Raw genomic sequence first — 13558 nt, 5'->3', positions numbered from 1 at the left:
CGGCTGGGCCGCCCTCCGGAGCGGCTCAGCCGGTCGTCGGCCGCACCCGGGCCGCCCGCGCCTCCAGGTAGCGGCGCTCCGCGAGGCTCGCGGTGGCCCGGGCGGCGCGCCGGTAGTGGTCGTACGCCCCGGCCGTCTCGCCGGTGCGCTCCAGCAGGTGCGCCCGGACGGACAGCAGCCGGTGGTGCCCGGCCAGCCGGGAGTCGGTGTCCAGGGTGGCCAGCAGGGCCAGGCCGGCCTCCGGGCCCTCGACCTCGGCCAGGGCGATCGCCCGGTTGAGGGTGACCACCGGGTTGGGCGCGATCCGCTCCAGGACCAGGTACAGGCCGTGCACCTGCCGCCAGTCGGTGGCCTCGGCGGTGGCCGCGTCGGCGTGGGTGGCGGCGATCGCGGCCTCAAGCCGGTACGGCCCCAGCTCCGGCCCCGCCAGCGCCTCCTTGACCAGCGCCGTTCCCTCCGCGATCAGCGCGCGGTCCCACACCGTGCGGTCCTGCTCGGCCAGCGGGACGAGGTCGCCGGCCGCCGTGGTGCGGGCCGCCCGGCGGGCGTCGGTCAGCAGCATCAGGGCGAGCAGCCCGGCGACCTCGCCGTCCCCGGGCAGCCGCGCGCGCACCATCCGGGTCAGCCGGATCGCCTCGCGCCGGAGGTCGAGACGCTGCACCCGCTCGCCCGAGGAGGCGGTGTAGCCCTCGTTGAAGATCAGGTAGAGCACGTGCAGGACGACCCGCAGCCGTTCCTCGAACCCGCCCGCCGGCAGACCCTCCCCCTCGGGCTGCTCGAACGAGCCGCCGGAGGCCCTGATCCGCTGCTTCGCCCGGCTGATCCGGGCCGCCATCGTCGCCTCCGGCACCAGGAACGCGCGGGCGATCTCGGCCGTGGTCAGCCCGCCGACCGCCCGCAGCGTCAGGGCCGTCCGGGAGGCGGCGGTCAGCGCCGGGTGGCAGCACAGGAAGAGCAGCCGGAGCGTGTCGTCGGTGTCCGGCACCTCCTGCGGCACCACCTCGGCGGCCGCCGTCGCCCGCTCCCGCTCGCGCCGCGCCCGGTCGCCGCGAAGCTGGTCGACCAGCCGCCGAGAGGCGACCGTCACCAGCCAGCCGCGCGGGTTGTCCGGCACCCCCTCGGACGGCCACTGCACGGCGGCGGCGAGCACCGCTTCCTGCACCGCGTCCTCGCAGCCCTCGAAACGGCCGTACCGTCGTACCAACGTGCCGAGGACCTGCGGCGTCAGCCCACGCAGCAGGTCCTCGAAGTCCGGTGCTGTCATGCCTCCAAGTGTCCGTCGCAGAACATCACCTGGCGCACCTCGACGCCCAGCCCCTCGATCCCGGTGTCCGGGATGCGGGTGGCCACCTCGATCGCGCGCCGCCGGTCCTCACAGTCGATCAGGTAGAAGCCGCCGAGGAACTCCTTGGCCTCCAGGAACGGCCCGTCGGTCACCACCGGCTGCCCGTTGCGGACGGTGACCACGGCGGCCTGCGAGGGGTCGACCAGTGCCTGGGTGGAGACGAACTCGCCGGACTCCTTCAGCTCCTCCGTGAACCGGATGTGTCCGGCGCCGAGCGCCGCCCTCTCCTCCTCGGTCAGCGCGTCCAGCACGGCAGGGTTGATGTGCAGACTGATCAGGAACTTCATCGCGTCCTCCTCGGGTGCGCGGGCCCGGCAGGGTCCGCCGTCGACCGGTGGTCGGAGCGGACACCGCCGTCTTGACGTCCTCCGTCGAGGAACCCCGCACGAGTCTGCCCTGCCGGGCGTCTCCCGGCCCCGGATCACGGGGGCCGTCGGCCGTTCCCTAAGGTCGGCCCCATGCCGAGGACCACACCCCCGCGCCCGCTCGACATCGAGGCGCTCTTCCCGAGGTCACCGTCGGCGACCGGGGCGAGCTCAACGTCTTCGTGTGCCCCGCCGACCCGCGCCACCCGCACGGCCTGAGCATCCAGTAGCCGGAGCCGCTTCCCGGCCAGCGTTACGGCTTGACGGGATGCGTCATACTGTAACGCGCTGTCGCCCGACGGCCTCCGGCCCCGCCGGACCGCAGGGCCCCTCCCCCAGCGGCTCGGAGCACGCCATGCACCCCTTCCTCGACCATCCAGGGCCGCTCGCCTTCGCGCACCGGGGCGGCGACCTCGGACGCCCGGAGAACTCGCTCGCCGCCTTCGAGGCCGCCGTCGCGCTCGGGTACCGCTACCTGGAGACCGACGTGCACGCGACCGCCGACGGCGTGCTGGTCGCCTTCCACGACGCGCGCCTCGACCGGGCGACCGACCGCGCCGGCGCGGTGGCGGAGCTGCCCTGGGAGGTCGTCAGGAAGGCCCGGATCGGCGGGAGCGAGCCGGTGCCGCTGCTGGAGGACCTGCTCGGCGCGTTCCCCGGGGCCCGCTTCAACATCGACGTCAAGGCGGCGCCGGCCGTCGGGCCGCTGGTCGAGGCGGTCCGCCGGACCGGCGCCTGGGACCGGGTCTGCGTCGGCGGCTTCTCCGACTCCCGGCTCGCCGCCGTCCGCGCCGCCGCCGGGCCCCGGCTGGCCACCTCGCTGGGGCCGCGCGAGGTGGCCCGGCTGCGGCTGCGTTCGCTCGCCGGGCCGTTCCTTCCTCCACGCACTCATTCACCGTCCGTTCAGCCCCAGTTCGGCAGGCGGTCGCCCGGCCGGGCGTCCGCCGGGCTAGCGTTCGCCGGGCTGTGCGCGCAGGTGCCGGAGAAGCACCTGGGTGTCCGGATCGTCGACCGGGCCTTCGTGCGCACCGCCCACCGGCTCGGCCTCCAGGTGCACGTCTGGACTGTGGACGATCCCACCCGGATCAGGGCTCTCCTGGACCTGGGTGTGGATGGCATCATGGCCGATCGCATCGACGTCCTGCGGGACGTCCTCGGCGAGCGCGGTTGCTGGAGCGACGGCAGCACCGGCTCCAGCACGGCAATGGGGACTCCATGAGCACCACGAACCCGGCGACGCACCAGCCGGCCGGTCCACCGACCGGCCCGGCGGCCGCCGCCACCGACGACGCCCGTGCCCTGCGCCGGATGCAGTTCGGCTGGTACGTCAACGACTGGGCCAACGCCGCCTTCTCGGCCACCGTCCTGACGGTCTTCCTCGGCCCGTACCTGACCACCGTCGCCAAGGACGCCGCCGACGCGGCCGGCAACGTGCACCCGCTCGGCCTGACGATCCGCGCAGGATCGTTCTTCCCGTACACGGTCTCCTTCTCCGTGCTGCTCTCGGTCGCGGTGATGCTGCTGACCGGCGCCCTCGCCGACCGCACCGGACGGCACAAGGAGCTGATGTGCGGCTTCGCCTACGTCGGCGCGCTCGCCACGATGGGGATGTTCTTCCTCAGCGGTGACCGCTACCTGCTCGGCGGCGCGCTGCTCGTGGTCGCCAACATCTCGTACGCCGTCTCGGTCGCGCTCTCCTACGCCTACCTGCCCGGCCTGGCCACCCCGGACGAGCGGGACAAGGTCTCCTCCAAGGGCTGGGCCTACGGGTACGCGGGCGGCGGACTGCTGCTGATCGCCAACCTGGCGCTGTTCCAGGGCCACGACGCGTTCGGCCTGGACTCCGGCACCGCCGTGCGGATCTGCCTGGCCTCGGCCGGACTGTGGTGGGCGCTGTTCACCGTCGTCCCGCTGCTGCGACTGCCCTCCCGGGCCGGCGTCGCACCCGACCCCGCCCCCGGCCCCGGCCCCGGCCCCGGCACCGTGACGGCCGGCTCCGAGGACGGCCGGCCCACCGCCGGCAGCCTGCGCGAACTCGCCCGCACCCTGCGCGGTATGCGCGAGCACCCGCTCACCCTGCTCTACCTCGCCGCCTTCCTCTGCTACAACGACGGCATCCAGACCGTCGTCTCCCAGGCCTCGCTGTACGGCAGCGAGGAACTCGGCATGGAGCAGACCTCGCTGGTCACCGCCGTCCTCCTGGTCCAGATCGTGGCGATCGGCGGCGCCCTGCTGCTCGGCCGGATCGCCCACCGCCACGGCGCCAAGCGGACCATCCTCGGCTCGCTGGTCGGCTGGGTGGTCACCCTCGCCCTCGGCTACTTCATGCCCGCCCACCAGCCGATCTGGTTCTACGCCCTGGCCTGCATGATCGGCCTGGTGCTCGGCGGCAGCCAGGCGCTCTCCCGCTCGCTCTTCTCCCACCTCATCCCGCCCGGCCGGGAGGCCGAGTACTTCAGCTTCTACAAGATCAGCGACCGCGGCACCAGTTGGATGGGCCCGCTGGTCTTCGGCCTGGCCTACCAGCTCACCGGCAGCTACCGCTCGGCGATCATCTCGCTGCTGGTCTTCTTCGTCATCGGCTTCGCGATCCTGCTGAAGGTCCCGGTGCGCCGCGCCATCGAGGCCGTCGGCAACCCCGTCCCCGAGCGCCTCTGACCACCGGATGCCGACGGCGCGCGCCCGTCCGGCTCAGCGGCGGGGCGCGGCGTCCACGGCGGCGGGGCTTCCGGTCACGGTGCGCGCGCTGCCGGCCCGGTCCGTGGTCAGCGGCCCGTGGTGAGGACCATCCGGAAGCGGGCCCGGCCACCGGCCATCCTCGCCACCGCGGCGGCGGCCTGCTCCAACGGCACCTCCTCGATCCACGCCCGGACACCCGTCAGGGCCGCGAAGCGCAGGGTGTCCTCGGTGTCGACGGCGGTGCCCGAGGCGTGGCCGTAGACCCTGCGTCCGCCGCCGATCAGTTGCAGCGGGCTGATCGCCAGCGGGTCGGCCGAGGCGCCGACGATCACGAGTTCGCCGCGCCGCCCGAGCCCGTCGACGGTGGCGGACATCGCGTCGGCGTTGGCGGCGGTGGCCAGGACCACCTTCGCGCCGCCGAGGCCCTGGAGGGCCCGGGCGACGTCACCGGCCGTGCTGTCCACGTAGTGCTCGGCGCCGAGCTCGTGCGCCAGCGGCTCCTTCTCCGCGCCCCGGGCGATGGCGACGGTACGGAATCCCATCGCGCGGGCGAACTGGACGCCCAGGTGACCGAGCCCGCCCAGGCCCAGGACGGCGACGGTGTCGCCGGGCCGGGCGGCGCAGTGGCGCAGCGCGTTGAAGACGGTCACCCCGGCGCAGGCCAGCGGCGCGGCCTCGGCGGCGCCCAGCCCCTCGGGGATCGCGGCCGGCGCCATGGCCGGGACGACGACGCTGTCCGCGTAGCCGCCGGGGTAGGCCGCGCCGGGAACCCGCAGCTCGGGGCAGTGGATGCCGTCACCCGAACGGCAGGCCTCACAGCGCCCGCAGCTGCCGCCGTACCAGCCGACGGCGACCCGGTCGCCGACCTTCCAGCCCTCCACCCCCTCGCCGAGCACCTCGACGCGGCCCGCGATCTCGTGGCCGGGAGTGACCGGGAAGGTCGTCCCGGGCAGGGCGCCTCCGGCGATCAGCAGGTCGGAGTGGCACACTCCGCACGCCTCGACGGCGATCCGCACCTCCCCGGGCCCCGGCTCGCGGACCGGGACCTCGGAGAGTTCGAGCGCCGAGCCCGGCGCGGCGACCCGCGCGGCGCGCTGCACATGGTCGGACGAGGAGGTGGCAGCCATGGTGGAACACCCTTCGGTACGGGGTCGGGGCGGGACGGCGCCCGCACCCGCCGGCCCCTCCAGCTTCCTGCTTCCTGCTTCCGCCACCGTTTGTCCCCGCACGGCGATCCCGGCGGCGGGCGCCTCCCTCCTCCCGTCCCGGCACCACACCGCCACCCCCGGCAGCGCCCACCTCGGCAGCCCTCGGCACGGCGGGCGAAGTGCCGCTCCCCGCCTGCGGGTTGCCGACGAGGGCCGCGGGACGGGCCCGAGCCCCTACTACGCTGTTCGACGCCCCGTCGACCGTCCTTGGAGCCCGCCGTGCCCTCCGTACCCTCCGCCCCGCTGTTCGCCGCCCTCGACATCGGCGGCACCAAGATCGCCGGGGCGCTGGTCGACCCGGCCGGGCGGCCGCGGCACCGGCTCCAGCTCCCCACGCCGGCGGCCGAGCCCGGCCCCGCCGTGCTCGGGGTGGTGCACCGGGTGCTGGGGCAACTCGCCGGAACGGCCGACTGGGCCGCCGTGACGGCCGTCGGCATCGGCAGCGCCGGCCCCGTCGACCTCGCCGCCGGCACCGTCAGCCCGGTCAACATCCCCGGCTGGCGCGACTTCCCCCTGGTCACCGCGGTCGCCGCGCACCCGGCGGTCGCGGCGCGCTCGCTGCCCGTCCGCCTGGCCGGGGACGGTGTGGCGATGGCCGCCGCCGAGCACTGGCAGGGTGCGGCCCGGGGCGCCGACAACGCGCTCTGCCTGGTGGTGTCGACCGGCGTCGGAGCCGGGCTGGTGCTCGACGGGGCGGTACGGCCCGGCCCCAGCGGCAACGCCGGCCACCTCGGCCACATCACCGTCGAACTGGACGGCGAGCCCTGCCCGTGCGGCTCGCGCGGCTGTCTGGAGGGTCTCGCCAGCGGCACCGCGATCGCCCGCCGGGCCCTCGCCGAGGGCTGGCGGCCACTGGACGGTGACCGGACGGCCCGCGCCGTCGCCGTCTCCGCCACCGCCGGCGACCCGGTCGCGCTCGCCTCCTTCGACCGCGCCGCCCAGGCACTGGCCGCCGGGATCGCCGCCACGGCCGCCCTGGTGGACCTCTCCCGGGTCGTGGTCGGCGGCGGCGTCGCCACGGCCGGGGACGTGCTGTTCACCCCGCTCGCCCGCCACCTGGACCGCTACGCGGCCCTCCCGTACCTCCGGGGCCTGGACGTGCGCCCCGCCGAACTGGGCGCCGACGCCGGGCTGATCGGCGCGGCGGCGCTCTGCCGCTGAGCCGCCCCCGCGCTCCGGCCGTGCTTCCGCTTCCCCCGGCGACGGCCCGAACCGCTCCGCGCGGTCGGCGACTTCGAGGCGTCGCTTCGACGCACCGCTTCGACGCACCGCTTCGACGCGCCGCATCCAGGCACCACTTCGGGGCACCGCGCGGCTTCCATCCGATCGAGCGGGATCAGGCCGGCGCCAGGTGCCCGAACAGCAGGTCGTAACCGTCCGGGAGTTGCTCGATCACCTGGTCCAGCAACGGCCCGGGGACCAGGTCCGCGACCGTGCTGAGCACGGCCCCGATGTCCCACTGCGCCGTCGCCGGGGTCGCCCCGTCGATCCACCCCACCACGGCCTGCACGAAGCGATCGGCGGTCAGCGGCTCGTCCGCGGGCCGGGCGTCCCGCAGCAGCGAGGCGTAGGCGTCGGGCAGCGCGTCGGCGAGCTCGACCCGCTCGGATCCCACCAGGTGCTCACCGAGCAGGGCCAGCACGACTCGGACGGCGTGTTCCGCCTCGGCCTCGCCCCGATACTCGGCACGCTCCACGACGCGGGCGAGGAAGTCCTCCGAGGAGATGGTCATCGCGTCCTCCTTCCGGTCGGCGGGCTCCAGCCGGACCGGCGGCGGCCTGCCCGTGGACCAGGAGGGAGGTCGCAGCGCGTGACCGCCGTGGGACGTACCGGTGCCCTTGCTGCTCAGCGTAACTCGCCCCGGGGCCTTCGTGACCGGGCCTTCGTGACCGGGTCATCGTGGGCGGGCGATCGGCCCGGGCTCGTCCGGGCGCCGGCGAGGCCGGGGCGACGCCGGGCCGGCGGCGGAGCCGGCGCCGCGGAGGCCGACCGGACGGATCGACGCCGCGATCGGTCACACCGCCGGCCCGGGGCCGCGGGTTCACCCCACCGAGGCGTGACACCGCCTGCGCGGCCGGCGTGACGGGGTCACCGCACCGACCGGGACGCGCTGGGCCGGCGCGGTCGCCTGTACGGCCACCGTCGGCGCGGTGACGGTGGCCGCGGTCACCGTCGTGGGCGCCCCCCCCGCCCGGGCCCCGGGGGGGGGCCCCCAAAAACCCGCGAGAAAAAACCCCGCCGCCCGGCGCCACGCCCCCCCGCCCCCCCGGGGGGCGCGGGGCCGGCATCGCGTGGGGGGTCACTTCCCCCACTCCTCGACCTTCCCGCGCCACCAGGCGCGGGCCGTCTCGGTGATTGCCTCCTCCGCCATCCACCGGAAATTCTCCGGGACCGGACCCCGCGACGACTTCGGCGGTTCCGCCTGGTCCTCCTCCGGCTCCTGGTGCTCGTCCTCGACGGCGGCCGGGAAGTCCACGCCGGCGTCCTGGTCCTGGTCCTGGTCCTGGTCCTCGATCACCTCGACCTCGGCCGGCACCTGGTCAGCCTCGTCGGCCCTGACCCACCAGGCCTCAGACCACGGGGAAGCACGGTGCAGTTCCCGGCCGTCGTCCACCGCCAGAAGGGCCACCTTGGAGACCGATGGCAGAGAGACCGTGACGAGCACCGGGTCAGTGGGCGTCTCCCTGTCGGTTCCCGCGAAGAGAATCACCTGCCCCTGAGCCAGCTCCGTCAGGAAGTCCCAAGCCACCTCGGGCCCTTCCGGCTCCTCGTCATCCGTCCCGAGGTAGACGTTCACCAGCCGAATCGTCTGCGCGTAGGCTTCGGTGTACAGCTCAACGAACTTCTTCCCGGCCCGCTGGTTGGCGCCCGTCCCGTGGAGAGAGTGGGTCTTGGCGATCTCCAGCAGCCATCCGAGCGTGGTGTAGGTGACTCGGCCGCTGAGACTGGAGTCGCCCATCATGCAGGCGTCCAGTTCCGCCCGAAGTTCCGGGCGGTCCTTCAAGAATCCCTGCGTAACCTGCGACGAAACGTAGCTGCCCAAGCTCTTCGGCATCTTGACCTCGTGCCTACGCTCTCGCGGGTCACTCGGAACGTGGTCCAGCTCGTGCCGCTTGAGGACCGTCTTCGCGGCCTGCGACTTGCCGTAATTCTCGTGGCTCAGCCATTCCCGGCAGATGTCCAGGAGCGCCCCCAGGGCGTCATTCGTCAGGGGCACGGTGGTGGAGTTGTTCGACCGCCCCATGTCCAGCGCCTTGCAGGCGTTCATCAGGTCGAACTGTCCGTCGGTCTCGCATTCCAGGTCCATGACGGCGTACTTCCGCAGCGAGGCGGGCAGGTGGGTCTCAATCTCGCGGCTCATGGCTCTTCTCTTTCCTGTGGGGGTGACTTCTCGGCTGTCGTGAAGGGTGTTCAACGCGGGCACCTGGAGCTGTTCGGTGCACACGTCGCAGTCGCAGGTGTGCCAGACGCAGATGCAACCGCCCTCGTCGCACAAGCGGTCGGGGCCGTGCGAATTGCCCTGGTCGTACCAGGTCGGGTACACCACGTGCTGTCGGTCGTAGCGGTGGCCGTGAGGCAACGGCTGTTCGTAGCAGTCCTGTTGAGAACGCCGGGCCGACTCCTTGTCCAGGAATGCGGCCCGGCATTCGGTGCACTGCAAATGCCCCTGCGGGCGCCCTCGGAGTGTGTGTCTCACAGCAGGGCGAGGAACGGGTTCGAGCTGGTCTCATCAGCAGCCGGGGGCGTCGTCTTCGTCGCCTTCTTCGCCTTGGGTTTGGCCTTCTTCGCGACCGGACCGGTCGGTCCGACCAGGCGAAGGCCCGGCGGGCTCCCAACCGCCTTCTTCGCCCTCTTCGCCGGCCTCGAAATCGGCACGGCTTCGGTGACCGCCGGCGCGGTCGGGACCTCGGGCTCCTGGACCAGGGTCGGCGCCTCGGGCTCCTGGACCAGGGTCGGCGCCTCGGGGGGCTCGACCAGGCGGTACACGATGCGGGGCGCCCCGCGGCCAGCTCCCTTGACCGTCTCCATCTCCAAGTCGGGCGCCTGCTCGACCGCAGCCCTCACCGAGGCTGCCGTGACTCGGCTACCCAGAGCTCGGAGAAGGATCGTGCTGGATGCCTCCCCCTCGTATCGCTCAAGGACTGCACGCACCAGCTCAGCCGTCGACTTCACGGGCTTCGCGGCCTGGTCGGCCGCCTCCCGCACCAGCTTCTCGACGGACGCCATGCTGTATTGGACGAAGGCCCACGCGGCTTCGACCGCCCTCCGCGTGATCTTCGTCTTCTTCGTGGTCGCGGTGAGGACGGCCGCGATCCGGTGGACCTGTTCGGCAGCCCGTTCCATGTAGCTGGCCAGCAGCTCGGGCAGTTCGACCATACGGTCTTCGACCTCGGACCGGATCTCGTCGTACCTCTGCCCGGCCGCCTTGTCGAACGTGATGACGCGGGAATCGGAGGTAGCCCACGTGAAAGCCGCCTTGAGCGTCTTCACGTCCACGAAAGCAGGCTTGTTGTCGTAGCTCAGCATTTTGGAACGCTCGACCAGGACCGGCAGCAAACGGTTAAACGAGCCGCCCAAGGCGTCAGTGCTTGATACGTACTTAGCCCACTCCCCGGGCGTGATGTGGGCGTGGAATCCCAGCAGCGGCCTGGCTACCGCCTGTAGTTCCTTCTTCGTCCGGTTGCTGATTGTTTTGCCGTCCCACGCAATCCGGAACAGGGTGCTGAAGTTCGGGCAGCGCTTCTGCCGCTTAAGGACGCTCGCCCATTCCTCTTCCACCAGCATGGCCCGGCCATCGATTCCGCCCGGCTGGCCGGACGTCTCCAATTCGAACTTGTTAAGCATGTCGACCAGGCTTGGGCCTGACGAGATTCCGTCCCGGGTCCGCACGTCCAGGAATCCGCCGATGACCTGGTTCATAAAGGTCCTGGCTGTGGAAAGGGCGTACCCCTTTCGACCGACACCCGAGCGGCCGGCCAGGACCGTCCACACAACCACCGGCCGGTTGTTGTCCAGCCTCACGTTCCGGCTGATAGCGGCCGAGTAGAGCGAGAGAGCAGCCGCCCACACGCCTACCGGGTCGGCCTCGGAATTCGGCATGGAAGCCGCAACGGCGTCCCCCAGCGGGCCGAACTTCATCGCCTCGAAGGTGTGACTCATTTCTGTTTCCTCTCTCACGCGCTCAGCGCGGTATCAGTGGTACCGAGGGCCTGCGCGAGAAGTACACGAAATTTCTCCCCGTGCATCTCGCAGAGGTGGTATTCATCGGGGCCAGCCGTCAATGGCATTACCGCGATAACCTCCTCACCTTTCCTCGCGCAGCCATCGCACTCCAACGTCGTAACGACCTTCCTGACCATATTTGCTTCTCCTTGTGTGCGAGCGTTCATGGCAAAGGCCGGACCACCAGGGCCCGGCCATCACCAAAAGCGACCGCGCTAGCTCCAGTTGTCCCACCAACTCTTGACTTCATCCACCGTGTAGGTTTCCCCGTGCTCGGCCGCCACCACATCCCCGAACTCGACTTCGGGGTTCCTCAGCGCCCTCTCGAAGGCAACCGTGTAGAGGTCCAGCAAGTTCATGTACTTCTCGCTATCGGTCAGCTCCTCCTCTATGAGTGCCCGAGCGTTGTCGAGTGCCAGGGCTATTTCCAGGCTGGCGTAGTATCCGGTCATCATCAGCTCTCCTTCTCCGTATTTCCGGGGCATCCTTCATGAGCACTGACGCAGGCGTGTATTCCTAGGGCAGTGACTCCGCCTTCAGCAAAGGCGAGCACGGCGAGGCCCTGGGCCAGGCCTACCCTCGCTTCCCCGCTGCCTTTTCCTCCGAACTGGGCGACGTCTCCATGTGAGGAGATCTGCTCAAGTGCATGAGCCCGGAGGGCGTCAATCTCGGCGGGCGACTTCCCTCGCTGGCCCGCTATGCACAACGGCACGAAGCCCACCAAGAAGTCCTGCCACGACTGGGGCACGGCTGTCCTCGAACGCGGGTCATAGATGACCCGACCGAATACCGAGTGCGGCTGACGACCCCATATCGGGTGCGGTTCGCGAAGGCTCACGCGGCCACCAGCTCCATGCCGTGGCGGATGTTCCATCGCTCCGCCTGCCACGTCTCCGTCACGTCCTCGACCAGCATTTCGGCTATCCGCCTCGGGTCGGGATACTCGGCAGCGAGCCGGCCGCACTCCCGGAACAGTTCCGTCAACGCCGTGAGGCGGGCACGAGAGTCCTCGATTCGGGCGACCTCGACGGCCCGAATCTCTACCTCTTCCGAGTCCTTTGAATACCGCTTGATCATGCTCACAGCTCTACTCCTGTCTCTCTCTTGTATGCCTCACGCACGTCCCTGGAAATGGCCCCACGCGTTCCGACCGTGTAGCCGTGCGCGTTACCCCACTCGCGGCACAGCCTCATATGGCGGGCGTGGTCTTCCGCCTTCTGGCGGGACTCCTCCGCTTTCGCCCAATATGCTTCCCAGCGTTTCCGCTCGGCTTCTGCTCTCGCCTGCCGAGCGTCTTCTCTCGGTTTCTCGGCCAGGTAATACCTCACCTCAGCCGAGCTCGGAATCCCGCCGTCTTCGGGGTGGCGAAACCCCTTGGACACTATGAACGCGGCCACGTCTGCCTTGTCCAGGCGCCGGTGAATAAGCGGATACCTCCCGCCTCCTGAGGAATCCCCGAAGTACGAGACCACGTCCGGCATGGAATCCACGACCGCTCTGATTTCGGCCGCTCTGACGCTGGTGCCGACGTACCGCAGGAGGGACAGGTTCGTCATCTCTCCGCCATATTCGTCTAGCGCCCGCCGAATCATTTCTTCAAGCACCGACCGATTTCCTCTCTCTAGTAGCCAACGCCACCACCAGGTCCCCGAGGCCGGCCGCGGGGCAGACTTCTCCCCGGGCCGGCGGATCTGGTGGTCACGCAAGCGACTAGCTGAGGCCCTGCTGACGGCGGCGGATCGCGTGCTCGCTCGCCTCGGTAATGCGGGCCGCGATGGCGTCGGTCGCTGCTGTTGCTGCGGCCCGGTGAGCCGGGTACCGGGAGCGTCGCCGCTCAACCGCAATGCGGATGGTGTGCAGCTCGGTTCGCGTCAGGTACCACGGCCCGTCGTCCGGGAGGTTGGAGGCCAGCCACCGGGCCGCGCTCACGTAGTCCGAGCTGGACCAGGTGGGTTCGATCTTGGCCAGTGCTCGCCGGAGCGTGTTCCTCACGTAAGGGGCCTGGCAGGTGTTATCCACCAGCACTACCCATGTCTGCTCACCCTCACGGAGTGGCCCCAGGCGACCGCCGGTGATCCCCTCTTCGGGGGCGATGCCCCACTCGTCCCGGTACTGGGAGATCGGCGACCATGTCCAGTCGTCGAACACCTCACCGTGATGCGGGCACAGCAGTACACGGACCCGTTCACCGCTTCGCTTGGAGTCGGTCCACCGGACACCAGTTGCATCCTCCGGGCAGTGCCCGACCGAGTCACTGGCGAACACCTCGCACAGGTACCCGGACCGCCTGAGACCAGCGTGCGTCTCCAGAATTTCCCTCGCCGCATTCTCCGTGGCAGCACGGGCCAGGTAGGCCGTCACCCCGGTTCGCTCATTCCACGCATAGACGTACCACTCCTCGCCCCCGTCGAGGACGTTGATCACGTAACCCCGGTAGTCGGGGGTGTATTCGGCCCCAAGTCGGGCGAAGCCCTCGCGGGTGTCGGTCCAATTGTTCATTTCTCGCCTCTCGGCTAGGTATTGGCTGTCGGCTGACAGGCCATGCAAAAGGCCGCCCTGACAACAGGGCGGCCCAGAGCAAAGCGGGTCAGACGGTCCTACGGCTGGCGCAGCTTGCGTACCTTAGTCTGCCCGTGAGGGTCCTTGAGTTCTTCATCCCCGTGTTCGTCGCAATAGGCCGTACTGACCCTCAGCGCGCCATTCGGAAGGAAGTCCATCCACCGGGTTGCCAGAGCCCC

13 protein-coding genes are annotated in these 13558 nt (G+C 71.0%); 3 read left to right on the top strand and 10 right to left on the bottom strand.

What is annotated here, in order from left to right:
• Positions 1-25: 25 nt before the first annotated feature.
• Positions 26-1264, bottom strand: coding sequence for an RNA polymerase sigma factor (locus tag ACFRMQ_RS11495; RefSeq protein ID WP_380729506.1), 1239 nt, complete (start codon positions 1262-1264; stop codon positions 26-28).
• Entirely contained in the window at positions 1261-1632 is a 372-nt protein-coding gene (locus ACFRMQ_RS11490) for a YciI family protein (RefSeq protein WP_380729504.1), read from the bottom strand. The genes ACFRMQ_RS11495 and ACFRMQ_RS11490 overlap by 4 nt, the downstream gene beginning before the upstream one ends.
• 433 nt (positions 1633-2065) lie before the next feature.
• Here ACFRMQ_RS11490 and ACFRMQ_RS11485 point away from each other — a divergent pair, with 433 nt between their 5' ends.
• Complete coding sequence (locus ACFRMQ_RS11485; protein ID WP_380729502.1) at positions 2066-2929, top strand: glycerophosphodiester phosphodiesterase; 864 nt, start codon at positions 2066-2068, stop codon at positions 2927-2929.
• Positions 2926-4368 (top strand): MFS transporter, encoded by a 1443-nt coding sequence (locus tag ACFRMQ_RS11480; RefSeq protein WP_380729500.1) that lies wholly within the window; start codon positions 2926-2928, stop codon positions 4366-4368. The genes ACFRMQ_RS11485 and ACFRMQ_RS11480 overlap by 4 nt, the downstream gene beginning before the upstream one ends.
• Positions 4369-4475: 107 nt before the next feature.
• On the opposite strand, the gene ACFRMQ_RS11475 is transcribed toward ACFRMQ_RS11480, so the two are convergent.
• Entirely contained in the window at positions 4476-5516 is a 1041-nt protein-coding gene (locus ACFRMQ_RS11475; protein ID WP_380729498.1) for an alcohol dehydrogenase catalytic domain-containing protein, read from the bottom strand.
• A 300-nt stretch (positions 5517-5816) separates the two neighbouring features.
• On the opposite strand from ACFRMQ_RS11475, the gene ACFRMQ_RS11470 reads away from it, so the two are divergent.
• Complete coding sequence (locus ACFRMQ_RS11470; RefSeq protein ID WP_380729496.1) at positions 5817-6758, top strand: ROK family protein; 942 nt, start codon at positions 5817-5819, stop codon at positions 6756-6758.
• A gap of 175 nt (positions 6759-6933) precedes the next feature.
• Here the strand turns inward: ACFRMQ_RS11470 and ACFRMQ_RS11465 are convergent, their stop codons facing one another.
• The 7 genes from ACFRMQ_RS11465 to ACFRMQ_RS11435 all read right to left on the bottom strand — a co-directional run bounded on the left by ACFRMQ_RS11465 (position 6934) and on the right by ACFRMQ_RS11435 (position 13319).
• Positions 6934-7329 (bottom strand): DUF2267 domain-containing protein, encoded by a 396-nt coding sequence (locus tag ACFRMQ_RS11465; RefSeq protein ID WP_380729494.1) that lies wholly within the window; start codon positions 7327-7329, stop codon positions 6934-6936.
• Between the two features lie 567 nt (positions 7330-7896).
• Positions 7897-8958 (bottom strand): hypothetical protein, encoded by a 1062-nt coding sequence (locus ACFRMQ_RS11460; RefSeq protein ID WP_380729492.1) that lies wholly within the window; start codon positions 8956-8958, stop codon positions 7897-7899.
• Between the two features lie 332 nt (positions 8959-9290).
• Entirely contained in the window at positions 9291-10757 is a 1467-nt protein-coding gene (locus ACFRMQ_RS11455; RefSeq protein ID WP_380729490.1) for a DUF3987 domain-containing protein, read from the bottom strand.
• Between the two features lie 278 nt (positions 10758-11035).
• Entirely contained in the window at positions 11036-11275 is a 240-nt protein-coding gene (locus ACFRMQ_RS11450) for a hypothetical protein (RefSeq protein WP_380729488.1), read from the bottom strand.
• A gap of 379 nt (positions 11276-11654) precedes the next feature.
• Positions 11655-11903, bottom strand: coding sequence for a hypothetical protein (locus ACFRMQ_RS11445; protein ID WP_380729486.1), 249 nt, complete (start codon positions 11901-11903; stop codon positions 11655-11657).
• Positions 11900-12424 (bottom strand): hypothetical protein, encoded by a 525-nt coding sequence (locus tag ACFRMQ_RS11440; protein ID WP_380729484.1) that lies wholly within the window; start codon positions 12422-12424, stop codon positions 11900-11902. Before ACFRMQ_RS11440 ends, ACFRMQ_RS11445 begins: the two co-directional genes overlap by 4 nt.
• 106 nt (positions 12425-12530) lie before the next feature.
• The gene (locus tag ACFRMQ_RS11435) at positions 12531-13319 is read right to left on the bottom strand and encodes a hypothetical protein (RefSeq protein WP_380729482.1); all 789 of its coding nucleotides are present in this window, start codon (positions 13317-13319) and stop codon (positions 12531-12533) included.
• Between the last annotated feature and the right edge of the window lie 239 nt (positions 13320-13558).

Source organism: Kitasatospora sp. NPDC056783 (assembly GCF_042789895.1).
In the GTDB taxonomy this organism is placed as follows: Bacteria; Actinomycetota; Actinomycetes; order Streptomycetales; family Streptomycetaceae; genus Kitasatospora.
The sequence above is the reverse complement of the archived record's forward strand: the minus strand, read 5'-3'. Positions and strand labels throughout refer to the sequence as shown.

Coding starts and splice junctions, on each gene's coding strand:
- ACFRMQ_RS11475 (WP_380729498.1), bottom strand. CDS start 5,516: ATGGCTGCCACCTCCTCGTCCGACCATGTGCAGCGCGCCGCGCGGGTC.
- ACFRMQ_RS11450 (WP_380729488.1), bottom strand. CDS start 11,275: ATGATGACCGGATACTACGCCAGCCTGGAAATAGCCCTGGCACTCGAC.
- ACFRMQ_RS11490 (WP_380729504.1), bottom strand. CDS start 1,632: ATGAAGTTCCTGATCAGTCTGCACATCAACCCTGCCGTGCTGGACGCG.
- ACFRMQ_RS11455 (WP_380729490.1), bottom strand. CDS start 10,757: ATGAGTCACACCTTCGAGGCGATGAAGTTCGGCCCGCTGGGGGACGCC.
- ACFRMQ_RS11485 (WP_380729502.1), top strand. CDS start 2,066: ATGCACCCCTTCCTCGACCATCCAGGGCCGCTCGCCTTCGCGCACCGG.
- ACFRMQ_RS11460 (WP_380729492.1), bottom strand. CDS start 8,958: ATGAGCCGCGAGATTGAGACCCACCTGCCCGCCTCGCTGCGGAAGTAC.
- ACFRMQ_RS11435 (WP_380729482.1), bottom strand. CDS start 13,319: ATGAACAATTGGACCGACACCCGCGAGGGCTTCGCCCGACTTGGGGCC.
- ACFRMQ_RS11480 (WP_380729500.1), top strand. CDS start 2,926: ATGAGCACCACGAACCCGGCGACGCACCAGCCGGCCGGTCCACCGACC.
- ACFRMQ_RS11495 (WP_380729506.1), bottom strand. CDS start 1,264: ATGACAGCACCGGACTTCGAGGACCTGCTGCGTGGGCTGACGCCGCAG.
- ACFRMQ_RS11465 (WP_380729494.1), bottom strand. CDS start 7,329: ATGACCATCTCCTCGGAGGACTTCCTCGCCCGCGTCGTGGAGCGTGCC.